This window comes from Bacillus sp. BK450 (assembly GCF_004364885.1).
Lineage (GTDB): Bacteria > Bacillota > Bacilli > Bacillales > Bacillaceae > Bacillus > Bacillus safensis.
Genome location: NZ_SOBQ01000002.1, coordinates 816,624 through 838,969, shown reverse-complemented (window position 1 = coordinate 838,969; position 22,346 = coordinate 816,624). Strand labels below are relative to the sequence as shown.

General features: G+C 42.5%; 23 protein-coding genes. 19 read left to right on the top strand and 4 right to left on the bottom strand.

The annotated features are described in order from the left end of the window. Window positions 1–2: 2 nt before the first annotated feature. Complete coding sequence (gene cysK / locus EV579_RS09495; RefSeq protein WP_133744318.1) at window positions 3–932, bottom strand: cysteine synthase A; 930 nt, start codon at window positions 930–932, stop codon at window positions 3–5. 94 nt (window positions 933–1,026) lie between these two features. On the opposite strand from cysK, the gene thpR reads away from it, so the two are divergent. From thpR to EV579_RS09475, 4 genes are all read left to right on the top strand, one after another. Next, window positions 1,027–1,578 carry an RNA 2',3'-cyclic phosphodiesterase gene (thpR, locus tag EV579_RS09490; RefSeq protein ID WP_133744317.1) on the top strand — a complete coding sequence of 184 codons (552 nt, stop codon included), beginning with the start codon at window positions 1,027–1,029 and terminating at the stop codon, window positions 1,576–1,578. 25 nt (window positions 1,579–1,603) lie between these two features. Further along, entirely contained in the window at window positions 1,604–2,539 is a 936-nt protein-coding gene (locus tag EV579_RS09485) for a hypothetical protein (protein ID WP_044332394.1), read from the top strand. 48 nt (window positions 2,540–2,587) lie between these two features. Beyond that, window positions 2,588–3,517 carry a YegS/Rv2252/BmrU family lipid kinase gene (locus tag EV579_RS09480; RefSeq protein WP_133744316.1) on the top strand — a complete coding sequence of 310 codons (930 nt, stop codon included), beginning with the start codon at window positions 2,588–2,590 and terminating at the stop codon, window positions 3,515–3,517. Window positions 3,518–3,801: 284 nt separating this feature from the next. Beyond that, entirely contained in the window at window positions 3,802–4,602 is an 801-nt protein-coding gene (locus EV579_RS09475) for a phosphotransferase family protein (RefSeq protein WP_024424868.1), read from the top strand. Here the strand turns inward: EV579_RS09475 and EV579_RS09470 are convergent. Further along, on the bottom strand, window positions 4,599–4,874 hold the full coding sequence (locus EV579_RS09470; RefSeq protein WP_024424867.1) for a YtzH-like family protein: 276 nt from the start codon (window positions 4,872–4,874) through the stop codon (window positions 4,599–4,601). The two genes, EV579_RS09475 and EV579_RS09470, sit on opposite strands and share 4 nt — an antisense overlap. 188 nt (window positions 4,875–5,062) lie before the next feature. On the opposite strand from EV579_RS09470, the gene trmB reads away from it, so the two are divergent. From trmB to EV579_RS09455, 3 genes are all read left to right on the top strand, one after another. Continuing rightward, a complete protein-coding gene (gene trmB, locus EV579_RS09465; protein WP_133744315.1) occupies window positions 5,063–5,704 on the top strand; it encodes a tRNA (guanosine(46)-N7)-methyltransferase TrmB in 642 nt (213 codons plus the stop codon). A 116-nt stretch (window positions 5,705–5,820) separates the two neighbouring features. Next, entirely contained in the window at window positions 5,821–6,669 is an 849-nt protein-coding gene (locus EV579_RS09460; RefSeq protein ID WP_133744314.1) for a YtnP family quorum-quenching lactonase, read from the top strand. Between the two features lie 74 nt (window positions 6,670–6,743). Continuing rightward, complete coding sequence (locus tag EV579_RS09455) at window positions 6,744–8,441, top strand: NAD-dependent malic enzyme (RefSeq protein ID WP_073207028.1); 1,698 nt, start codon at window positions 6,744–6,746, stop codon at window positions 8,439–8,441. A 41-nt stretch (window positions 8,442–8,482) separates the two neighbouring features. On the opposite strand, the gene EV579_RS09450 is transcribed toward EV579_RS09455, so the two are convergent. After that, a complete protein-coding gene (locus EV579_RS09450) occupies window positions 8,483–8,797 on the bottom strand; it encodes a PepSY domain-containing protein (RefSeq protein WP_003217759.1) in 315 nt (104 codons plus the stop codon). A 199-nt stretch (window positions 8,798–8,996) separates the two neighbouring features. Between EV579_RS09450 and EV579_RS09445 the strand changes: the two genes are divergently transcribed. Continuing rightward, window positions 8,997–10,070: a M42 family metallopeptidase gene (locus EV579_RS09445; protein ID WP_024426183.1), complete on the top strand. Its 1,074-nt coding sequence runs from the start codon at window positions 8,997–8,999 to the stop codon at window positions 10,068–10,070. A 46-nt stretch (window positions 10,071–10,116) separates the two neighbouring features. On the opposite strand, the gene EV579_RS09440 is transcribed toward EV579_RS09445, so the two are convergent. Then, window positions 10,117–10,563 (bottom strand): YtoQ family protein, encoded by a 447-nt coding sequence (locus EV579_RS09440; RefSeq protein ID WP_133744313.1) that lies wholly within the window; start codon window positions 10,561–10,563, stop codon window positions 10,117–10,119. A gap of 200 nt (window positions 10,564–10,763) precedes the next feature. Between EV579_RS09440 and EV579_RS09435 the strand changes: the two genes are divergently transcribed. The 11 genes from EV579_RS09435 (at window position 10,764) to ccpA (ending at window position 22,332) form a co-directional block, all read left to right on the top strand. Then, entirely contained in the window at window positions 10,764–11,792 is a 1,029-nt protein-coding gene (locus tag EV579_RS09435) for a PTS sugar transporter subunit IIC (protein WP_024426181.1), read from the top strand. Next, window positions 11,779–12,099 carry a thioredoxin family protein gene (locus EV579_RS09430; RefSeq protein ID WP_024424860.1) on the top strand — a complete coding sequence of 107 codons (321 nt, stop codon included), beginning with the start codon at window positions 11,779–11,781 and terminating at the stop codon, window positions 12,097–12,099. Before EV579_RS09435 ends, EV579_RS09430 begins: the two co-directional genes overlap by 14 nt. Window positions 12,100–12,119: 20 nt before the next feature. After that, window positions 12,120–12,932: a DUF1444 domain-containing protein gene (locus tag EV579_RS09425; protein WP_024426180.1), complete on the top strand. Its 813-nt coding sequence runs from the start codon at window positions 12,120–12,122 to the stop codon at window positions 12,930–12,932. A gap of 16 nt (window positions 12,933–12,948) precedes the next feature. Then, window positions 12,949–13,554 (top strand): YtpR family tRNA-binding protein, encoded by a 606-nt coding sequence (gene ytpR / locus EV579_RS09420; protein ID WP_024424858.1) that lies wholly within the window; start codon window positions 12,949–12,951, stop codon window positions 13,552–13,554. Between the two features lie 195 nt (window positions 13,555–13,749). Further along, window positions 13,750–16,482: a DNA translocase FtsK gene (locus EV579_RS09415; RefSeq protein ID WP_133744312.1), complete on the top strand. Its 2,733-nt coding sequence runs from the start codon at window positions 13,750–13,752 to the stop codon at window positions 16,480–16,482. 303 nt (window positions 16,483–16,785) lie between these two features. Further along, complete coding sequence (murC, locus tag EV579_RS09410) at window positions 16,786–18,084, top strand: UDP-N-acetylmuramate--L-alanine ligase (protein WP_025092288.1); 1,299 nt, start codon at window positions 16,786–16,788, stop codon at window positions 18,082–18,084. A 222-nt stretch (window positions 18,085–18,306) separates the two neighbouring features. Then, window positions 18,307–18,726 (top strand): DUF948 domain-containing protein, encoded by a 420-nt coding sequence (locus tag EV579_RS09405; RefSeq protein ID WP_012010919.1) that lies wholly within the window; start codon window positions 18,307–18,309, stop codon window positions 18,724–18,726. Between the two features lie 26 nt (window positions 18,727–18,752). Further along, the gene (locus EV579_RS09400; protein ID WP_060697648.1) at window positions 18,753–19,223 is read left to right on the top strand and encodes a YtxH domain-containing protein; all 471 of its coding nucleotides are present in this window, start codon (window positions 18,753–18,755) and stop codon (window positions 19,221–19,223) included. Window positions 19,224–19,256: 33 nt separating this feature from the next. Then, window positions 19,257–19,580, top strand: a complete 324-nt coding sequence (gene ytxJ / locus EV579_RS09395) for a bacillithiol system redox-active protein YtxJ (RefSeq protein WP_024424853.1) — start codon at window positions 19,257–19,259, stop codon at window positions 19,578–19,580. Window positions 19,581–19,801: 221 nt separating this feature from the next. Further along, on the top strand, window positions 19,802–20,878 hold the full coding sequence (locus EV579_RS09390; RefSeq protein WP_133744311.1) for a bifunctional 3-deoxy-7-phosphoheptulonate synthase/chorismate mutase: 1,077 nt from the start codon (window positions 19,802–19,804) through the stop codon (window positions 20,876–20,878). 452 nt (window positions 20,879–21,330) lie between these two features. Next, the gene (ccpA, locus tag EV579_RS09385) at window positions 21,331–22,332 is read left to right on the top strand and encodes a catabolite control protein A (protein ID WP_024424851.1); all 1,002 of its coding nucleotides are present in this window, start codon (window positions 21,331–21,333) and stop codon (window positions 22,330–22,332) included. Window positions 22,333–22,346: the final 14 nt, after the last annotated feature.

Below are 22,346 nucleotides of genomic sequence, written 5' to 3'. Positions count from 1 at the left end.
TTTTAATCTTGAAAAACATCACTTGATAAGTATCGTTCGCCCGTATCTGCTGTCATACAGATCACAATTTGATCTGCCGGCAATTGCTTGGCTGTTTCAATGGCTGCATAGCAAGCCGCCCCAGAGGATGGGCCTACTAAAATTCCTTCAAGCTTAGCAAGCTGCCGTGTGATCTGATAAGCATCTTCGTCACTTACTTGCACGATGTCATCATAGACGTGCTCGTTTAAAATATGGGGGATAAATCCTGGGCTTGTGCCAACGAGTTTATGCTTCCCAGGTTTCCCGCCAGATAAGACAGGGGAACCCTTAGGCTCTGCCACACGGATGGTTAAATGAGGGAATGCCTTTTTTAATTCCTCTCCAGTTCCTGTAATAGTACCGCCAGTTCCAGCTGTTGCGACAAAGGCTCCAAAGGGCTGTCCAAGTTGTTTCACAGCTTCCATAATTTCGACTGCTGTTGTGCCTCTATGTGCATCTGGGTTCGCTCTATTGTCAAACTGCATGGGAATAAAGCTATGAGGAATTTGAGCAGCCAGTTCCTCAGCCTTGCGGATACAGCCTGGCATTTTTTCTTCTCCTGGGGTTAAGACGACGTGCGCCCCGTATGCCTTCAAAATATTGATTCTTTCCTTTGTCATCGTATCAGGCATGACAAGGATGGCTTTGTAGCCTCTTGCGGCGGCATTCATGGCTAAACCAATCCCTGTATTCCCGCTCGTAGGCTCAATAATGGTTGTTCCTTTTGTGAGCTTCCCTTGTTTTTCTGCTTCGATGAGCATATTGTAAGCCGCGCGGTCTTTTACACTTCCGCTGGGATTAAATGATTCTAGCTTTAAGTAAACAGCCGCCGCATTTTCTGGCTGAAGCCGCTGTAATTTAACAAGCGGTGTATCGCCAATCAGCTCCGCTATATTTTGTGCAACTTTCATCAGATGACACCCTTTCTTCTCATTCCGCATTTCTTTAGTTATACTATCATCAATGGGGATTCGTAAAGTTTGTTAAAAAAGGACAGGTGATATTGTGTCAGAAAACCGTCATTATTTTATAGGGATTCACATCCCTGAACAACTTGCGCATCAAATCAAACAAGACATTGATCAAAGGAGCGGACTGTTCTTTCAAAAATGGACAGCACCACATGATTATCATGTGACCCTTATCTTTTTAGGCTCCATTCCAGAAGAGCGTTTAAAAAAGATCATCCACCTGCTTGACATCCTTTCAAATGAAGCGTCTGCATTTCCACTAGAGCTGAATGAGGTAGGGCAGTTTGGTGCGAAAGAACGCCCAAGAGTCTTTTTTGCAAAGCCTCATGAAAGTGAGCCGCTCATGCATTTAAGAGAAAAGGTAAAGGAAGCCGTCTTGTCAGCAGGACACCCTGTTGAAAAGAGACCGTTTCATCCGCATATGACGATTGCGCGCAAATGGAATGCGGATGATCCTTATGAAAAGCAAGCACCATTACGCAAAGAGCCATATGTGATGGAGGTTTCTCGTATCACTTTATTTGAAATACGTCCGAAAGAAACCCCTCGTTATCACGCAATCAAACAATTTACACTACATAAATGATTCTAGAAGTTGGAGTGAGCAGCAGATGGCGCAAATAATCAAAATTCAAGATTATATATCACGATATGAACAAGACCCGCATCACTATATCAATCAATTCAATCGGTTGAAAAAACAAAGATGGGATGAGTTAAAAAAGGCTTCAAAAGAGGAGGCGCAGCAACCGTTTGATCAAATTCTTCAACAAGCGCCAGAACAAGAGGAAGAAAAGAGAAAGAAATTCTCCTTAAAGAGAAAGCAAAAAGAAGCCGATATGAAAAAGGAACGGGACCTGAGTCTTTTTAACGAGCCGACAGATATAGAGCAAGGGGTTTTCAGAAACGTTCCTACCGATGAAACGAAGCTGATTCACTTTTTTAAGGATCATCTCTTTGAAGTGCAATTAAAATGGGCGAGTTCGACGATTTCACATATTTCAACCGTTTCCCATCATATTCGGTATGATGAAAAGCTGCGGATGCTTGCAAGGCAGCTTCCGGATTCTTATTTTGTGATGTACAAGCCGGTGCTGCTCATTCAAAAAGCTGAGATGGAATTATGTCCGATACTCATCACGCCGCTCGAAGTGATCTGTTTATCCTTCTTAGAGGCCGAGCCAGACAGCGTCTATATTGGAACGAAGGAACGTTTTTGGGAAAAACGGGCGACTGGGAAAGCTGTACAGTCTGTCTTGAATCCTTGTGCAAGCCTTTTGCGCTCTGGCACCGTCGTGTCAAAGATCTTACAGCAAAGTGGTGTAGACCTTCCTGTGAAAAAAATCCTCATCAGCCGAACCTCTTATATTGATTTACCTGAAGTTCCATATGGGATGGAGGTTATCGATAAGAAGAAGGCAGAAGAGTGGTTTGAAAAGCAGCGGAAAAATACGGCGCCGACAAAGCATCAGCAATTTAAGGCGACAAAGGCATTGCTTGCTTATGGTGAATCAGACAGCAAAAGAAGACAGGAATGGCTCGATTAAAGGCATGATGGAAGGTCACGAAAAATGACACCTGAGTGGAGCTAATATATGAATGAATGGTACTTTATCGTTAATCCAGAAGCAGGACATGGAAAAGGACTCCGCACATGGAGGAGCATAGAGAAAGAATTACAAAAGGTGGAAGTCTCTTATCGATCATTTCTCACCCAGCATGAAGGCCATGCCGAAGTTTTGGCAAGACAAATCAGTGCCATGCAGGATGACAGGCTGAAGCGCTTGATTGTTATTGGCGGTGACGGCACCATTCATGAAGTACTGAATGGCTTAAAGGAAATCGATCATGTGCAGCTTAGTTTTGTCCCTGCTGGTCATTGGAATGATGCTGCGAAGGGTCTCGGTATCCATCGTCATGATGTCCTAAAAGAAGTGAGAAAGCAAAAGAGAATGCTCACCAAAACATTTTCTCTCGGCTCCTTTCAAGATCATGCCGAAAGTCCGCAATCTGTTCTCTTTCTCAATCATATCGGTGTGGGGTTTGACGCACATGTACTGAGGAAAACGGTGCATTTTAGAGGGAAGAAGTGGCTGAAACGGCTGGGGCTTGGCTTTATCATCTATCCTCTGTCATTTCTCCATTCTTTATGGTCGTTTAAGCCCTTTGATCTTGCGCTATTTATTGAAAATGAGAAGAAAGTCTTTCGCCAAGTGTGGTTTGTGATCGTATGTAATCACCCGTATTATGGGGGAGGGCTGGAAGCAGCGCCGGAAGTGAGTGCAAGGCAGCCAGGTTTTCAAACGATGGTTGTCACAGATTTGAATCCATTCAAAGTCCTCTTGTTTCTAAGTGCAATGGTGTTTCGAAAGCACCTTGGGATGAAGGGGGTTACCCTGTTTCAGCATGAGGAAGCGTTTTTAGAAGCAGATGAAAAAATCTTATTTCACGCAGATGGAGAAGTGATCGGCGCAACGCCTGTCTTTGTAAAGGCAAGTGAACGATCCTTAAAATTACGTGCTTAAATAACTTGCGGTATATCCGCAGTCAAAGAACCGTGAAAAAAGCCTTCTTTTTCGTAAGGTTCTTGTCCTGATTTTTTAGTTTTGCTTGACGAGTATAAGAAGGTAACGATAAAATCTATAGGACGGCTATTGTTTAGCATCTCATTCTCAATAGCTGTCCTTTTTGTTTTTATGATCATATAAATAAAAAAAGAAACAGCCAATTGATCCTCAATCGGCTGAATTTTGTCGACTAAAAAAGCAAGATTTAAAATATTTTAAGAAATGATGGGTTGAAAATTGATATGAACTGGTTGGGACAAATATTAGGTAGCGAATGGCACATCTCTCCGGCTGGAGGCGCTACGGGAGATGCGTACTTCGCAACACACAATGACCAAAAGCTATTTTTAAAACGCAATACGTCACCGTTTCTTGCGGTTTTGTCAGCTGAAGGCATTGTGCCGAAGCTTGTCTGGACAAAACGGATGGAAAATGGAGATGTGATTACTGCACAGCACTGGCTGAGCGGCAGAGAGCTGAAGCCAAAGGACATGAATGATCGTCCTGTAGCAGAGCAGCTAAGAAAAATTCATACATCAAAAGAATTGCTCGATATGCTGAAACGATTAGAGAAGCACTCTCTAGACCCAGAATCCATTCTGATGCATCTGAAACAGTCCATATTAAACGAGCAAATTGATTCACAAGACATTTCGCGTGCCATCCAGTATTTAGAGAAGCATGTGGAGGCTGTCCATTTTGAGGACAAGGTCGTCTGTCATTGCGATCTCAATCATAATAATTGGCTGCTGACAGATGAAAACCAGCTTTATTTGATCGATTGGGATGGGGCGATGATTGCAGACCCAGCAATTGATCTTGGACCGCTTTTATACCATTATGTTGAGGAAGAGAACTGGGAAAGCTGGCTCTCTATGTACGGCGCCCCGCTGACGGACAATTTGCGAAAGCGTATGGCGTGGTACGTGCTCGCTGAAACCGTATCGTTTGTCGTTTGGCATAAACGAAAAGGGAATGAAAAGGCGCAAAAAGAAGTGCAAGCGGAGCTAAATGCACTCTTAAAACGGTTAAACATCCATTAAGACAGTGGAATGTTCTCGACCCACTCAGACAGATGTGATTGATGCTCCTCAATATGTGCATCAATTGAACTGACAGAGGTGCCCTTTTGGCTGTAATCATAAATATCTGTTAACAGCTGACGAATGTCAGCATCCAGATCTTCTTTTGCCAGCATTAATTGAATCACGCGTCCCACCTGTTCATATTCTGCAACAGTCCCGCAGCAATCCAGCTGGTGATCGGTTAAAATATCTTTGATTAATTGAAGCTGATGTTGACGGTTTAAACCCATACAAATGCTCCTTTCCTGCGTGTCATTTATGAGGTTAAACTGTGCATTCAGCGTCCAATTTATACATGCGGCAGACCAGCTCAAGCGAAGGGCTGGTCTTTTTATATGGACATAGAAGATGCTGTCTTGCGGGTCCTTATGTTTCATGGTATCTTGATAAAATGTAAAGAAAATAGAGGTGTATCAAATTGAGAATGCGACATAAACCATGGGCTGATGATTACTTAGCTGAGAATGCTCATATTGCTTTAGCAAGTCCCGAGCAATATAAAGGGAAATGGCATGAGCTGTTTGGAAATGATCATCCAATCCATATCGAAGTTGGGACAGGGAAAGGGAGCTTTATTGCTGGAATGGGCAAGCTTCATCCTGATATCAACTATATTGGCATTGAATTATTTAAAAGTGTTATTGTGACGGCAGTAGATAAAGTCAAAGAGACAGATGTTGAAAATGTAAAGCTTTTGAACATCAATGCTGAGACGCTGACAGATGTGTTTGCGGAAAATGAGATTGACCGGGTATATTTGAATTTCTCTGATCCGTGGCCAAAAGCAAGACACGAAAAGCGCAGATTGACGTTTAAAACCTTTTTAGAGCGATATGAACATATTCTCCGTCCAGGCGGTGAGTTACATTTCAAAACAGATAACCGCGGGTTATTTGAATATTCCTTAAAAAGTTTTTCTGCATATGGCCTTCTTTTAACGTATGTCAGTCTCGATTTACATGAAGACGGCTTAGAAGGAAACGTGATGACTGAATATGAAGAGAAATTCTCGTCTATGGGACAACCGATCTATCGATCAGAAGTCAAATTCCCAGAATAACAAGTGATATCAAGCTGGCTGCAAAGAAAAATGGCAGCCAGCTTTTTTTATGAAAAGATTGGTGCATGCGATTTTTGGCTGTATTTGCTACGATAGAAAAAGGAGGGATGACAGCAATGGAGACAATGAAAATAGGTGAAATGGAACTATTTTGGTTAAACGGGGGAGATACGCACATGGACGGCGGAGCGATGTTCGGTGTCGTGCCAAAGCCATTATGGTCAAAAAAATACCCGGTAAATGACCGCAATCAAATTGAATTACGATGTGATCCAATTCTTATTCGGTGGAAGGGTCTTCATCTGTTAGTGGATTCCGGCATCGGATCAGGGAAGCTGACAGATAAACAAAAACGCAATTACGGCGTGACAGAGGAAACCAAATTGGAAGAATCTCTGGCAGCCCTTGGCCTGCGTCCATCAAATATTGATTACGTATTGATGACACATCTGCACTTCGATCATGCCAGCGGATTAACAAAACGTGAAGGCGAAAGGCTCGTGTCTGTTTTTCAGCAGGCAACAATCATCACATCGAAAGTCGAATGGGATGAAATGAGAGCGCCGAACATTCGCTCAAGAAATACATATTGGAAAGAAAACTGGGAGGCTGTGGCAGATCAAGTGGTCACATTTGAAGAAAGCATCGAAGTGACAGAAGGCATCGAGCTGCATCATACTGGCGGACACAGCAATGGTCATAGCATTTTAACGCTCACAAGTGAGGGTGAAACAGCGATTCATTTAGCTGATATCATGCCAACACATGCTCATAAAAATCCACTTTGGGTTTTGGCATATGATGATTACCCAATGACCTCGATTCCAGCCAAGCAAAAGTGGCAGGCATTTGCAGAAGAAAAAAATGCGTGGTACTTGTTTTATCATGATGCCATTTATCGTGCTGTAAAATGGGATGAAGATGGGCAGATCACACACGAAATCAAAAGAGAAACAGGAAGATAAAAGATCATCTGTATGTTTTTTTCGCCTTTCACACAAAATAACGACAAAATGAACTTGTGAAAGGAAGAGTGCAGGTGAACCAATTTTATCGTGTACATGGTGATGTGATCGAAACACCATTAAGAGGGATGGAAGTCATGTCAGTCCCTTATTTAAACAAAGGGGTTGCATTTACAAAGGAAGAGCGGGAGGAGCTCGGGTTAAAGGGATTTCTTCCGCCTAAGGTCTTAACCTTAGAGGATCAGGCAAAGCGTGCATATGAGCAGTTCAAGGCACAGCCGGATGATCTAGGGAAAAATGTGTATTTAACATCACTTCATGATAGAAATGAAGTGCTTTTTTACAAATTACTTAATGAGCACTTGGCGGAAATGCTTCCAATTGTCTACACGCCGACTGTAGGAACGGCTATTCAGCGTTATAGCCATGAGTATCGAAAGCCAAGAGGTCTGTATTTATCGATTGATGATCTGGAAGGCATGGAGGAGATTTTTGCCTCTTATGGTGTCGATGAATCAATCGACTTAATCGTTGCAACTGATGCAGAAGGCATTTTAGGCATTGGAGACTGGGGCGTTGGCGGGATTGCCATTTCAGTTGGGAAACTTGCTGTTTATACAGCTGCAGCAGGCATTGATCCCAGCCGCGTGCTGGCAGTAGTGCTTGATGCCGGAACGAACCAGGAAAGTCTCTTGAATGATCCGCTTTATGTTGGAAATCAGCACTCCCGCGTTCGAGGAGAGCGCTATGATCAGTTCATTGATCAATATGTCGAGCTTGCCCGCGCTACTTTCCCAAACGCCCTCCTTCACTGGGAAGACTTTGGGACAAAGAATGCCCGTGCGATATTGGAAAAATATAAGGATCGTATTTGTACATTTAACGATGACATTCAAGGGACTGGCGCCGTTTCACTTGCTGCAGTGCTAGCATGTGCAAAAGCTTCGAAAGTTCCGCTGAAAGATCACCGTATTGTTATTTTTGGAGCGGGTACGGCAGGTATTGGCATAGCCGAGCAAATCCGTGATGCGATCGTCAGAGACGGAGTCAAAGAAGAGGAGTCCTACGATCATTTCTGGTGTATTGATAAAACGGGGCTGCTCACAGATGATTCACCTGACATTCAGCCATTTCAAAAGCCGTATGCAAGACGTTCTGACGAAGTAAAGGATTATGCCCGTAATGGTCCAAAGCATTCGATTGATCTATTAGAGGTCGTCAAGCAGGCGAAACCAACGATCTTAATTGGCACCTCGACTGTCGGAGGCGCTTTTACAGAGGAAATTGTAAAAGAAATGGCGTCACACGTGGAGCGCCCTGCGATTTTACCGATGTCGAATCCGACCCCTCTTTCAGAAGCAAAGCCGCAAGATCTGATCGAGTGGACTGAAGGACGTGCCCTTGTGACAACGGGAAGTCCATTTGCTCCTGTCGAGTATGGCGGTGTCACATATGAAATTGGACAAGCGAATAATGCCCTTGTCTTCCCAGGACTTGGTCTAGGCACAATTGTGTCAAAAGCCAGGTTGATGACAGACAGTATGTTTGTTGCGAGTGCTGAAGCCATTGCAAGCATGGTCAATGTTGGGAAGCCGGGTGCAGCGATGCTGCCAAGTGTCGATCAGCTTCGAACCGTTTCAGCGACAGTGGCCGTCCGTGTGGCGCAGGCAGCAATTGATGAAGGAATAGCAGAAGAAACGCCTGATGATCTTATTCAGGCTGTGCAGGACGCTATGTGGCATCCTGTGTACAAAAAAATCAAAGCCATATAAAAAAAGCTTCGCAAGGACACGTCTTTGCGAAGCTTTCTTGATCAAGCAACAGAATCAATGACATCCACGATCATGCCAGTTTTGGCATCAATCATCACTTCATACTGTTCAAGCTCGCCAAAGGCAGAGCGGGTGATGCCAGATTTGTACACATCAATCGTTTCACCATTTACGGTATACGGTTCTGGTACAGTATAAATCCAAGAGCCATCAATAGGGCCGCGCTGTTTAAAAGCAGATTTCACAATTTTTAATGCTTTTTCAGATGAGATATACGTAGGGAAAAATACTTTCTTTGCAACAATTGCAGCGGCTACGCCAATACTCGCACCAATCAGAACATGTTTTAACTTCAACGTGCTGCACCTCCGTATTGCTGTTTTTTCCATTATACAAAACTTGTCCATTGATGTTAAGGAATCCGAATACTTGAAAGCATATTCAAAATTTCTGGAGAGATACTTGGAAAACCGAAAGAATTCTTATAGTATAAAGTGAGTGTTATTTTTATAGGAATATATATGGTCATTACATAGAAACGAGGTAAACTGTAGAATGAACGAAGAAACATTGTCGCTTTTCCGAAATTTAACAGAATTACAGGGAACTCCAGGAAATGAGCACCATGTGCGTGCTTTTATGAAAAAGGAACTTGAGAAATATTCTGATGAACTCATTCAAGACCGTCTTGGCGGAGTGTTTGGCGTACGCAAGGGGCAGGAAAACGCACCGAAAATTATGGTAGCGGGTCATATGGATGAAGTCGGATTCATGGTCTCATCGATTACGAAAAACGGGATGATTCGTTTTCAAACACTTGGCGGCTGGTGGAGTCAAGTCATGCTGGCGCAGCGTGTGGACGTCCATACCGATCACGGGCCAATTCCTGGTGTCGTCTCTAGTACACCTCCTCACCTTCTGACGCCAGAACAAAAAAGCAAGCCTGTGAAGCCGTCAGATATGCTTATTGATATTGGTGCAGACAGTGAAGAAGAGGCGAAAGAGCTTGGCGTTCGTCCAGGACAGCAAATCGTTCCTGCAACGGTTTTTACGCCAATGGCGAATCCAAAAAAGATTTTAGCGAAGGCTTGGGATAACCGCTATGGCTGCGGCCTTGCAATTGAATTATTAAAAGAATTAAAAGACGAAACACTTTCATGTCAGCTGTACTCAGGAGCAACTGTTCAAGAGGAAGTAGGGCTTAGAGGGGCTGAGGTAGCTGCGAATATGATTCAGCCAGATCTTTTCTTCGCTTTAGATGCGAGTCCTGCAAACGATGTGACAGGTGACAAAACACAGTTCGGCCAGCTTGGAAAAGGTGCACTTCTGCGTATTTTTGATCGGACAATGATTACGCACCGCGGAATGAGAGACTTTGTGCTTGATACTGCTGAGACAAACAACATTCCATATCAATATTTCGTATCACCGGGTGGTACGGACGCTGGACGTGTTCATATTTCAAACCAAGGTGTGCCTTCTGCCGTCATTGGGGTTTGCGCACGCTACATTCATACAAGTCATTCTGTTTTGCATGTGGATGATTACGCAGCGGCTAAAGAGTTAATTGTCCGCCTTGTTAAAAATTGTGATCAAAGTACAGTGGATACTATTTACCAACAAGTATAAATAGAATAGAAAAAGGCTGCTTCTTCAATGAGAGCAGCCTTTTTTCTTATTGCTGTTCAAACACATAAGATAACGCCTTGATCGCTTGGTTTACGGTTTCCACAGTGATATTTGCTTTGTTTGAGAGTTCTTTTAACGGATGGTGCAGCTCTTTTGGACGGATTAAAATAAGAGGTTTCCCTTTTGCAATCGCAGCAGATGCATCCATGGCTGTGTTCCACTGTTTATATTTCTCACCAAAGCGTGCAATGACGACATCTGCTTTGTTTAATAAAATTTCAGTACGAAAATTGTTCAAATCAGAAGCTGCATCATCTTTGAAAATGGCATTCGGCTGCTCACCTAAAATATCCTCGCCGATGTTATCTGAGCGGTCATGATTCTCCATTGGACCGACATATGTCACTGGCAGCTTCAAAGATTGGCTTTTCTCCTTGATTTCATCACGCCACTGGCTATGAATTTCTCCAGCTAAATAGACAGTTAATTGCATAACGATCTCCTCCTTTTGTACAAACTTAGTAAAGGTTTGTCCTGTTTCTTTTCATGTTACACAAGAAGTGCTTGATAAAGCAAAAAAAATATGATTATGATATTCATGGTAGAGACTATTTTTCATCGTAAGAATACTACATATAATGGGAAGGACAGGCCTCTTCGTCTTTCCTATGAGAAAGCAGGAAGACGACGTTGATGACTTATTTGAAAAGAAAGGGGATCTCCCTTTCGCCAAAGGTGTATTTCATTGATGCACTTTCTTATATGGCTTTAGGTCTATTTGCTACATTAGTGGTAGGTCTGATTTTAAAAACAGCAGGCGGTCTGTTATCACTTTCTCTCATTGTGAAAATGGGTACGCTTGCTATGGGTCTGATGGGACCGGCAATTGGCGTAGCAGTTGCTTATCGCTTAAATGCTTCTCCATTAATCATTTTTGCAAGTGTTGTCTCAGGTGCCGCTGGAGCAGAGCTTGGGGGGCCTGCTGGAAGCTTTGCCGCAGCATTAATTGGTGTGGAACTCGGCAAGCTGGTCAGTGGTGAGACAAGAATTGATATTATTTTAACGCCGCTTGTCACCATTATCACTGGCTTTTTCACCGCTGCTTTCATCGGACCTGGGATTGAAGCCATGATGACAGGGCTCGGCAGGCTCATCATGTGGGGGACAGACCAAAGCCCGCTGATCATGGGCATGCTAGTAGCGACCATTGTTGGACTTGCCCTCAGTTCTCCAATCTCAAGTGCTGCACTTGCGCTTATGCTTGACTTAAGCGGAACAGCTGCTGGTGCTGCAACGATTGGCTGCTGTGCTCAAATGGTTGGCTTTGCTGCTGCAGGCTTTAGAGAAAATCGCTTTGGCGGTCTTGCGGCTGTCGGCATTGGAACGTCAAAATTGCAGCTTTCGAACATTGTGAAAAATCCCCTCATTCTGATTCCGCCGACGATTGCTGGTCTCATTCTCGCGCCAATTGGTATTATTGGCTTTGGGATGGTCAATAATGCGGCAGGAGCGGGAATGGGAACGAGCGGCCTTGTTGGACAGCTCATGACCCTGACCGTCATGGGGTTTCATCCATCTGTATTTTTGGCGATAGCTCTCTTGCATATCGTTGGCCCGGCAGTGATTAGTTTGGTAGTATCAGAATGGATGAGAAAGAAAGGCTATATACAATTCGGAGATTTAACCATACAAACTGGAGGAATGAAACATGAAAAAAATTGAATCAAACGAAGAATTACAAAAAGTGATTCAAGAAGACTTAACGGTATTGCTATTTTCAGCTGACTGGTGCCCGGACTGCACATTTATTGAGCCATTCTTGCCAGAGCTTGAAGCAAACTACCCAGAATTTGAGTACTTCTATGTTGATAGAGACAAGTTCATTGATACTTGCGCAGAGTGGGAAATTTACGGCATTCCAAGCTTTTTAGTCTTTAAAAACGGACAAGAGATTAACCGCTTTGTCAGCAAAGATCGTAAGACAAAGGAAGAGATTGAAGCATTTTTAACAGATTCTCTTTCTAAATAACGAAAGGAGAGTCTAAAACGATGGCAAAAATGACATCAAGACAGCTTGCGAATGAACTCAAAAGCCGTCTAACGAACGACAGCTGGTCACACCAGTTTGACCGGGAAAAAGATACGCTTCGTATTGAAGATAAACAAACAGGCAAAGGCATCACACTAGAGCTCCCGCCAATTATTGCAAAGTGGGAAGTAAAGCCTGATGAAACCATCGATGAGATCGTTTATTATGTGAAAGAAGCGCTGAGTGCGATGAAAGGCGAAGCGCAGCACATTTCAGGAAAAGAAAAGCAGATCTATCCAGTCATTCGTTCCACTTCCTTTCCTGAGGCATCAAGTGATGGAATTCCCCTCGTGTTTGATGAACATACAGCAGAAACGAGAATCTACTATGCACTTGATCTTGGAAGCACCTACCGATTAATTGATGAAAAGATGCTTCAAAAGGAAAACTGGACAAAAGAGCGAATCAGAGAAACCGCCAGCTTCAACGTCCGTTCGCTAGAAACTGTAGTGAAAATGGATGAAGTGGCAGGCAACCGGTTTTATTTCTTCCGTGCAAATGACGGATATGACGCCAGCAGACTTTTAAATGAATCGTTATTACAAGAATACGCGCAAAAAATAGAAGGACAAATGGCGATTTCTGTTCCCCATCAAGATGTATTCATCATTGCTGATGTTCGCAATGATTCAGGCTATGATATTTTAGGACAGATGTCGATGAGCTTCTTCGCCAGCGGTACGGTTCCGATTACCGCATTGTCATTTTTATATGATGAGGGGAAGCTTGAACCGATCTTTATACTTGCAAAAAGCAGACCAAAACAGCAGTAGAAGGGAATTTTGAAGAATGAACGTTTTTTATAATGCAGAAGGAGTAGGCGACACACTCCTTATTTCATTGAAAGATGTGACGAGAGAAGAAGTAGGTCATGAGACGTTTGGAGATGTTGTACGAATCTTCAATCAAGAAACAAAAGAAACAACAGGCTTTAATATCTTCAATGCATCCACATACATGAAAATTGAAGAAAACGGATCTGTCCCGCTTTCTGAAACCATTGTTCAAGATATCAATGAAATTTTAAACCGCAACGGTGTCAGTGAAACGTTGACTGTGGATCTATCACCAAAATTTGTTGTCGGCTATGTGAAGGAAAAAGAAAAGCATCCGAACGCAGATAAATTAAACATTTGTCAAGTTGATGTGGGCGATGAAACCTTACAAATCGTTTGCGGTGCACCAAACGTTGACCAAGGCCAATATGTCGTGGTGGCGAAGGTCGGTGCAGTGATGCCAAGCGGTATGGTCATCAAAGATGCTGAGCTTAGAGGCGTTCCATCAAGCGGCATGATCTGTTCAGCGAAAGAGTTAGATCTTCCAGACGCACCTGCTGAAAAAGGGATTCTTGTTTTAGATGGAAGCCATCAAGCTGGCGAACCCTTTAAAGCGTAACCTCCCATAAACGGGCACATAGGAGCGAAGAATGTGTTATACCAAAAGTCACTAAGTACGTACTTAGTGACTTTTTTTCATCTACAGACAGCATGAACAGCAAAAGCGGCACTTTTCTCGCTTTTCTGCATGAAAAAGCAATGGTATACTAAAAATCGCCCAAGAAAACGTAAGGGGAGTTAAAGTGAGTGATAAATGATGAGTTGGTTAGATAAATTTTTTAGTGTATTTTTAGGAGAAGAAAAGAAAGAAGAAAAAGCTGCAAGACCTGAAGAAGATCTAGCTGCACCAAAGCAGCCAGCTTTTGAACCGCATAAAGAATATAAAAAAATCGAAGATACGAAAGTGTATTATGAATATCCAAAAGGGAACTTTCGCTTTCCGCTCGTTCCAGATGAACCTCAGCGCGATGGAGTGAAGCCGGAGAGAAGACGCGCCAAACCAAGCCAGTCAAAGACCAGACAGACAACCTATCAGCCTAAACAAACGCTTCAGCCTGATATGAATAAAAAGCCATTCAAGCCAGAGCAAATTCCATCACCGATCTATGGCTATCATCAGGATATGCGTCCAAAACGGGCAGATGCAAAAGAAGAAACAGCTTCAGTTCAAAGGAAAGCAGCAGAAGAAACGGCGCAGCGTGTCACACTGTTATCAGAAGAGGCAGAGCGTGAACGGAATGTCAGACAGCAAATGAACATCCCGTCAATACAGAAAGAAAAACGTATCGAGGAAATGGCTTCAGCGTCAGCAGAAGAGAGAGCAGATAAGGAGCCAGCAGTAACCCCGCATACATTACAAGAGGAACTCGCTTATCAAGATCATGTTCAATCGACGATGGAACGTTTAACTGACGAGCCTTTCATCCAGCCAGAAGAAAACGAGCCAGAAGATCATCATGAAGCTGATTTACATAAGCAGCAAGCCGAAGTCTATCAGAAGCAGCCGGTAGAGTCTGAGCCGGAACAGGCTGTTTCTAGTGATGAAGAAGAAATAAAGGACGAGCCTGTCGATCAGTTTGAAGAGCATACTGAGGAAATAGAGACGTTGACCTTCGAAACACCGGAACCTTCGCAGCCAGCGATTGAAATGGAAGTAGACCTTCCAGCAGAAGAAGCGGCGTTAACAGAAAACATTTCAGCAGAACCGGTGGAAGAAGTAGAAGCTGATCCAATAGAAGACAAACAAGAAGAAGCGCCAGCGGCAGCATTTGAAGAAGCTGAGCCAGTCAAACATGACCTGCAGGAAGTACAGCTGGTCCAAGAAGCTGAAATTGAAGAAGATCAAGCGATGCCAGTAGAACAAGTAAGAGAGGAAAAAACTGCATCTGAACCGGCAGAAACGGTTATAGAGCAGACAGAGCAGCAAGAACAAACGCAGGAAGTCAAGAAAAAAGAACCAAAACAGACATCTCCGCAGCCACAACGCACAAGCGGTCAAACCTCTACAGTTCCTTTTAATGTCATGATGTTAAAAAGCGACCAGCGCGTGCAAGGGCAAAAGAAAGCAGCCGATACACAAGGATATGTTTTTCCAAGCCTCGCCCTTTTAGACGTACCGCCAGCTCAAAAAGAAGAGGACGGGACATGGGTGAAAGAGCGGGCTGAGCTGCTCAATGCGACACTTAAAAATTTCAATGTAAGAGCAAGTGTGGTTCATGTCACACAGGGCCCTTCTGTGACAAGGTTTGAAGTACATCCAGAACCAGGTGTCAAAGTGAACAAAATCACGAACCTGTCAGATGATATTAAACTTAGTTTGTCCGCAAAGGATATTCGAATTGAAGCCCCGATTCCAGGAAAGAACACAATCGGGATCGAAGTGCCAAACCTGCACAGTAAAATGGTGTTCTTAAGAGAAATGATCAGAAGCAGTGCGTTTAGAGACAATCCATCTCCTTTAACAGCGGCACTCGGATTAGATATTTCAGGCCAGCCTGTCGTGGTTGATCTGCAAAAAATGCCGCATGGATTAATTGCTGGAGCAACTGGTTCAGGAAAAAGTGTGTGCATTAATACGATTTTAGTGAGCTTAATGTTTAAAGCATCACCAGATGAAGTGAAAATGCTCTTAATTGACCCTAAAATGGTTGAATTAGCGCCGTATAATCACATTCCGCATCTTGTGAGTCCCGTCATTACCGATGCCAAGACAGCAACAGCTGCTCTGAAATGGGTAGTGGATGAAATGGAAAGACGCTATGAACTATTTGCACACTCTGGCGTGAGAGAAATTAAACGATTCAATGAGCTTGTGAAAGAAAAACAAATGGGTGAAAAACTGCCTTATCTCGTCGTGGTGATCGATGAGCTGGCTGATTTAATGATGGTCGCACCAAATGAAGTTGAAGAAAGCATCTGCCGAATTGCTCAAAAAGCAAGAGCATGCGGTATTCACTTATTGATTGCGACACAAAGACCGTCTGTGGATGTGATTACAGGTCTCATTAAAGCCAATATCCCAACAAGAATTGCGTTTTCTGTTTCAAGTCAGGTGGATTCAAGAACGATCATTGACATGGCAGGTGCAGAAAAGCTTCTCGGAAAAGGGGACATGCTCTTCTTAGAAAATGGCTCTGGCAAGCCGACAAGGCTTCAAGGGAACTTTGTATCAGACCGTGAGATTGATCAAGTGGTGGCACATGTGAGAAAGCAGCGCAAGCCCGTGTTCCTTTTTGAACAGGAGGAACTAATGCTGCAAGGCTCTGCGATTACAGACGAAGATGAATTGTTTATGGATGCCTGCCGTTTTGCCATCGAGCAGAATAGCGCTAGTACATCAAGTTTGCAGCGAAGATTTAGAATTGGCTACAATCGTGCAGCCAGGTTGATTGACATGATGGAGCGCGAGGGCATGATCTCTGGTGCGAAAGGCAGTAAGCCAAGAGAAGTGCTCATGACGCTGAGTGACTTAGAACAGTTGATCTAAACAAACCACTTCATTTTTTTCGTAAACATGGTATGATAGCACATAGGTGCAATTTTGTAATTGGACGCTTTTCGCATGTCTGCCAGAACGCTTTTTTATGTAAAATAAGCGGAAACAGGTGTTAGAAATGGGAAAGTTGTCGGATACTAATCATAGTTAATATTGATTAGAATAGGAAGATCGAAAAAAAATCTTTATTTGGAGCTGCGATCTGTGATCAGCTAGAGGCAAAAATCACAAGTTGCAAATTGAAATGAGCGTCATATACTGTAAGTCAGATAGACGTTTGTTGGAGGTACAATTATGACTGTTTATCATTTTGTTGGAATAAAAGGGACAGGTATGAGTCCACTGGCCCAAATTCTTCATGATACTGGGTATACTGTCCAAGGATCGGATATCGAAAAACATATCTTTACACAAAAAGCATTAGAAGAACGAAATATTAAAATTCTACCATTTGACCCTGATAATATTCAGCCAGGGATGACGGTCATCGCAGGAAATGCATTCCCTGATACACACCCTGAGATTGAACGTGCCCTTTCTGAAGGGATTCCTGTCATTCGTTACCATAAATTCCTTGGAGAATACATGGATTCATTCACAAACGTTGCGATTACTGGTGCTCATGGAAAAACATCGACAACAGGACTGCTTGCTCACGTCATGCAGGCAGCCAAACCTACTTCGTACTTAATCGGTGATGGATCTGGAATGGGGAAAGAAAACAGCGAGTATTTTGTCTTTGAAGCATGCGAATACCGCAGACACTTCCTCAGCTATCATCCAGATTATGCGATCATGACCAATATTGATTTTGATCACCCTGATTATTTCTCGGATATTGATGACGTGTTTGATGCATTTCAAAACATGGCGCTTCAAGTGAAAAAAGCGATTATTGCCTGTGGTGATGATGAGCATCTGCCAAAGATTCAAGCGAAGGTACCTGTTGTGTACTACGGTTTCAACGAAGAAAATGATTTCCAAGCTCGCAATGTTGTGAAAAATACGGAAGGCACTACATTTGATGTATTTGTACGCAATACGTTTTATGATACCTTCTACATTCCTGCCTACGGAAATCATAATGTCCTCAACTCGTTAGCTGTCATTGCATTATGTCACTATGAGTCCATTGATGTAGAGCTTATCAAAGGCGCATTAACGACATTTGGCGGTGTGAAACGACGCTTTAATGAAAAAGTGGTCGGTGAGCAGGTCTTAATTGACGATTATGCACATCATCCAACTGAAATTGAAGTCACGATTGAAGCAGCTCGCCAAAAATATCCGGACCGTGATATTGTAGCTGTCTTCCAGCCGCATACGTTCACACGTACACAGCAATTCTTAAGTGAATTTGCTGACAGTCTAAAGAAAGCCGACTATGTCTACCTTTGTGATATTTTCGGTTCAGCCCGAGAAAACATTGGGAAGCTGAGCATTGAAGATTTACGAGAAAAAATCCCGCAGGCCCAATTAATTGAGGAAGAAGATACATCTGTGCTGAAAACGCACGAAGATGCGATTCTGATCTTTATGGGAGCAGGAGACATTCAGAAATATTTGCGTGCTTATGAAAAAGTCGCTGTATAAATGCTTTAAAAAAGTGCCGTTTCACACGGCACTTTTTTTATTTTGATAAAATGTGACAAATGGGCTAATTGTGTCAACATGTGCCGCTTTTTTTCGTTCGCTGTGGACAGGAATTAGCGAATAAGTGTAGAATTATTATTCAATCGGTCATTCTAGGCGATGTTTGAATGATACAACGAGAGGGTAATGAATTGAATATGCCCGCAGCAAAGGAGGTATCAGATGATTATTATTCTATATCTAAGCGTTGCACTAATCGCAATTGCTTTCCTCATTCTTGTCATCTATTTGTCCAAAACATTAAAATCCTTACAGCTGACATTAAAGAATGTTGCATCAACTTTAGAAGGTCTTGAAGGTCAGATGCAAGGCATCACCACAGAGACAGCACAGTTGCTACATAAGACGAATCAGCTTGCTGAAGATATTCAAGACAAATCGGCAAAACTAGGCACAGTTGTGGATGCGGTGCAGGGAATTGGCGGCTCGATCAACCAATTTAATACAAGCATAAAGCAGGCAGCTGGTGCGGTTTCTTCATCCGTTGAAAGAAATCAAGAAAAAGTGACGGATGTGGTTAGCTGGAGTAACGCAGCACTTGAAATTTATAAAAAATGGAAACAGCGTAAACACCAAAAATAAACCATATTCGCATAGGAGGAATAATCATGAGCAAAGACGGAATCAATAGCAAAGACTTTTTGATCGGAACACTTATTGGTGGAATTGTTGGTGCAACAACAGCATTATTTTTAGCACCGAAGTCAGGGAAAGAGCTTCGCGATGATTTGAACACCCAAGCGAATGTTTTAAAAGAAAAAACAGATCGACTCGCAACAGATGCAAAAGAAAGAGGCACTGAATATGTGACGATTGCGAAAGATAAAACGTCTGAATTGTCTCAGCTTGTAGCAGAGCAGTCAAATCAGATTTTAGACAAAGTGAAAGACATAAAAGACCGTGCTGCTGGTAAAGCTAATCATGTGAAAAGTGAAGCAGAAGATGCGGCAGCTGATTTAGCAAGCGAAGCATCAGATGTAGCTGATGAAGCAAAAGTACGAGCACAAGAAGCAAAATCAGAAATTGAAGACGGCATCAAGGATGTCAAAGAAAAAGTAGAACAATCTACTAAAGGCTAACCCTCACTGCTCGAAGTGAAGAAGGAGAACATCATGTCAAAACAACTCATTGAAACAGAAGAACAGTTTGATCAACTAACGAATCAAGATGGGACCTTTGTCTTTTTTAAGCACAGTTTGACATGTCCGATCAGCCAAGCGGCTTTTCAACAGTTTGAAGCATTTGCGTCTGCACATGAAGACGTACCTGCGTATTTCTTACAAATTCAAAACACGAGAGAGCTTTCATCCTATGTGACGGAAAAGTCTGGAGTAAAGCATGAAAGTCCGCAGGCACTCATCTTTAGCGGTGGAAAAGTAAAATGGCATGCTTCTCACTCAAGCATTACAAAAGAAGCGCTTGAACATAATCTGTAAAAGAAAGAAACGTCAGCAGCGGCTGACGTTTTTTTTATAAAAAAGGTTTACTTGAACAAAAAGTATGCTATAATCTTACATACGATACTTTACCACTTAAAAGCGTTTGGGTAATAAAGAAAATTTTCGTGACAATTCCGAAATCTTTGTTTATAATAAACCCTATCATGCAAGAATGAAAAAATAAAAAGCGAGAGCAGGCAGAGGAAAGGATGACAAAAATGAGCAACAATGAATTAGAAAAATTGAGGCAGCAAGCAGATGAACTAAATCTTCAAATCTTAAAACTGATCAATGACAGAGGAAACATTGTCAAAGAAATTGGAAAAGCGAAAGAAGCGCAAGGTGTCAACCGTTATGATCCTGTCAGAGAGCGCACAATGCTGAACCAAATTCTTGAAGAAAATGATGGGCCATTTGAAAATTCAACGATTCAACATATTTTCAAAGAGATTTTCAAAGCAGGTCTAGAGCTTCAAGAAGATGACCACAGCAAAGCACTTCTTGTTTCTCGTAAGAAAAAACCAGAAAACACAATCGTGAATATCAATGGGGAAGCGATCGGTGATGGAAAGCAGCGTTTCATCGTTGGACCATGTGCCGTTGAAAGCTACGAGCAAGTCGCAGAAGTAGCGGCAGCAGCGAAACAGCAGGGATTAAAACTACTTCGCGGTGGCGCATTTAAACCTCGCACAAGTCCATATGATTTCCAAGGACTTGGTGTAGATGGTCTAAAGATTCTAAAGCGTGTAGCGGATGAATACGGTCTTGCTGTCATTAGTGAAATTGTCAATCCTGCTCATATTGAAGAAGCGATTGAGCATATCGATGTCATCCAAATTGGGGCACGTAACATGCAAAACTTCGAACTATTAAAAGAAGCCGGTTCCGTGAAGAAACCAGTTCTTTTAAAACGCGGTCTTGCAGCGACCATTTCAGAATTCATCAATGCAGCTGAATACATCATCGCCCAAGGAAATGATCAAATCATCCTTTGCGAGCGCGGTATCCGCACATACGAAACAGCGACAAGAAATACACTAGATATCTCGGCAGTGCCAATCTTGAAACAAGAGACACATTTACCAGTCTTCGTTGATGTGACGCATTCAACTGGACGTAGAGATCTTCTCCTTCCAACAGCAAAAGCAGCTCTTGCGATTGGAGCAGACGGTGTCATGGCAGAAGTACATCCAGATCCATCTGTTGCTCTATCTGATTCAGCGCAGCAAATGGACATTCCACAATTCGAAAAATGGTTAAATGCGTTAAGACCACTTGTCAACATTCACGCGTAATCATAGATAGAAATAGCCGCCGGATGACTGCCCGGCGGTTTTTTTATGGAAAAAATACCATGAGGATTGGGAATGAAAGGAAGAAAGCACATTGCAAGTCCAAAAAGTGCTTGTTCACAATGTTTTCATTTTTAAAATTCGATAGAATCTGCTAAGATCATTGTCATAGCTGGCGTTCTCGATGATTTTTTATGAAATATGATTCAAATTACAGGTAACAAGCTGATTAAAGTTTGTTTAATTTAGTTATAAAAAGAAAGGGAACGTTTTCATATGACAAAAAAACGTGTATAATTTCATAAAAGAATGTCATTTTGATGTAGATTGAAAAATTATGTGTCTCTTTTCATCGTTTTAATGACAAATAGGATATTATTTTCCTCGTATCTGACATGTCTCTATCCAATTGGTGAATGCTATAGATATGAAGTGTATTTGAAGGAGTGATTTATGTGAATAATGTTACAATATATGATGTAGCAAGAGAAGCAAATGTAAGTATGGCAACGGTATCACGCGTAGTAAATGGTAATCCAAACGTAAAACCAACAACAAGAAAAAAGGTGCTTGAAGCGATTGATCGCCTTGGCTATCGTCCAAATGCAGTGGCACGAGGCCTTGCAAGTAAAAAAACAACGACAGTTGGGGTCATCATCCCTGATATTTCTAGTATCTTCTATTCAGAATTAGCACGCGGTATTGAAGATATCGCCACGATGTATAAATACAACATCATTTTAAGCAACTCAGATCAAAATACGGATAAAGAGCTTCATTTGTTAAATACGATGCTTGGCAAACAAGTAGACGGAATTGTCTTTATGGGCGGAAACATCACAGATGTGCATGTGGAAGAATTTAAGCGCTCTCCTGTACCGATTGTGCTTGCAGCATCTGTTGAAGAACAGGCTCAAACACCATCTGTTAACATCAACTATGAGCAGGCGATTTATGATTCCGTTCAGCTGTTAGTTGAAAAAGGACATAAACGAATTGCGTTTGTTTCTGGTCCAATGTCAGAGCCAATTAATTCCGTGAGAAAGCTTGCAGGTTATAAGCGTGCGCTTGAAGAAGCGGGTATCGCGTTTGACGATGCACTTGTCGCTGAAGGCGATTACTCTTATGATTCTGGAATTGAAGCACTTGCTCATCTGCTTGAGCAGTCTGACAAACCGACAGCTGTTATCGCAGCTACAGATGAAATGGCGCTAGGTGTCATTCACGGAGCACAAGACAGAGGAGTCTCCATTCCTGAAGATTTAGAAGTGATTGGCTTTGATAATACAAGACTTTCTCTCATGGTGCGTCCTCAGCTGACAACAGTTGTTCAGCCGACATATGATATTGGTGCTGTTGCCATGCGACTGCTCACAAAACTGATGAACAAAGAACAAGTGGACGATCAAATTGTTGAGCTTCCGCACAGAATTGAAGAAAGACAATCAACAAAATAAAACAAAAAAAGCAG

What these genes read in the sequence shown, in the direction of transcription:
- cysK (WP_133744318.1), bottom strand. Translation starts at nt 932, where the DNA reads ATGAAAGTTGCACAAAATATAGCGGAGCTGATTGGCGATACACCGCTT.
- EV579_RS09485 (WP_044332394.1), top strand. Translation starts at nt 1,604, where the DNA reads ATGGCGCAAATAATCAAAATTCAAGATTATATATCACGATATGAACAA.
- EV579_RS09480 (WP_133744316.1), top strand. Translation starts at nt 2,588, where the DNA reads ATGAATGAATGGTACTTTATCGTTAATCCAGAAGCAGGACATGGAAAA.
- EV579_RS09475 (WP_024424868.1), top strand. Translation starts at nt 3,802, where the DNA reads ATGAACTGGTTGGGACAAATATTAGGTAGCGAATGGCACATCTCTCCG.
- EV579_RS09470 (WP_024424867.1), bottom strand. Translation starts at nt 4,874, where the DNA reads ATGGGTTTAAACCGTCAACATCAGCTTCAATTAATCAAAGATATTTTA.
- EV579_RS09460 (WP_133744314.1), top strand. Translation starts at nt 5,821, where the DNA reads ATGGAGACAATGAAAATAGGTGAAATGGAACTATTTTGGTTAAACGGG.
- EV579_RS09445 (WP_024426183.1), top strand. Translation starts at nt 8,997, where the DNA reads ATGAACGAAGAAACATTGTCGCTTTTCCGAAATTTAACAGAATTACAG.
- EV579_RS09440 (WP_133744313.1), bottom strand. Translation starts at nt 10,563, where the DNA reads ATGCAATTAACTGTCTATTTAGCTGGAGAAATTCATAGCCAGTGGCGT.
- EV579_RS09435 (WP_024426181.1), top strand. Translation starts at nt 10,764, where the DNA reads ATGACTTATTTGAAAAGAAAGGGGATCTCCCTTTCGCCAAAGGTGTAT.
- EV579_RS09430 (WP_024424860.1), top strand. Translation starts at nt 11,779, where the DNA reads ATGAAAAAAATTGAATCAAACGAAGAATTACAAAAAGTGATTCAAGAA.
- EV579_RS09425 (WP_024426180.1), top strand. Translation starts at nt 12,120, where the DNA reads ATGGCAAAAATGACATCAAGACAGCTTGCGAATGAACTCAAAAGCCGT.
- ytpR (WP_024424858.1), top strand. Translation starts at nt 12,949, where the DNA reads ATGAACGTTTTTTATAATGCAGAAGGAGTAGGCGACACACTCCTTATT.
- EV579_RS09415 (WP_133744312.1), top strand. Translation starts at nt 13,750, where the DNA reads ATGATGAGTTGGTTAGATAAATTTTTTAGTGTATTTTTAGGAGAAGAA.
- murC (WP_025092288.1), top strand. Translation starts at nt 16,786, where the DNA reads ATGACTGTTTATCATTTTGTTGGAATAAAAGGGACAGGTATGAGTCCA.
- EV579_RS09405 (WP_012010919.1), top strand. Translation starts at nt 18,307, where the DNA reads ATGATTATTATTCTATATCTAAGCGTTGCACTAATCGCAATTGCTTTC.
- EV579_RS09400 (WP_060697648.1), top strand. Translation starts at nt 18,753, where the DNA reads ATGAGCAAAGACGGAATCAATAGCAAAGACTTTTTGATCGGAACACTT.
- ytxJ (WP_024424853.1), top strand. Translation starts at nt 19,257, where the DNA reads ATGTCAAAACAACTCATTGAAACAGAAGAACAGTTTGATCAACTAACG.
- EV579_RS09390 (WP_133744311.1), top strand. Translation starts at nt 19,802, where the DNA reads ATGAGCAACAATGAATTAGAAAAATTGAGGCAGCAAGCAGATGAACTA.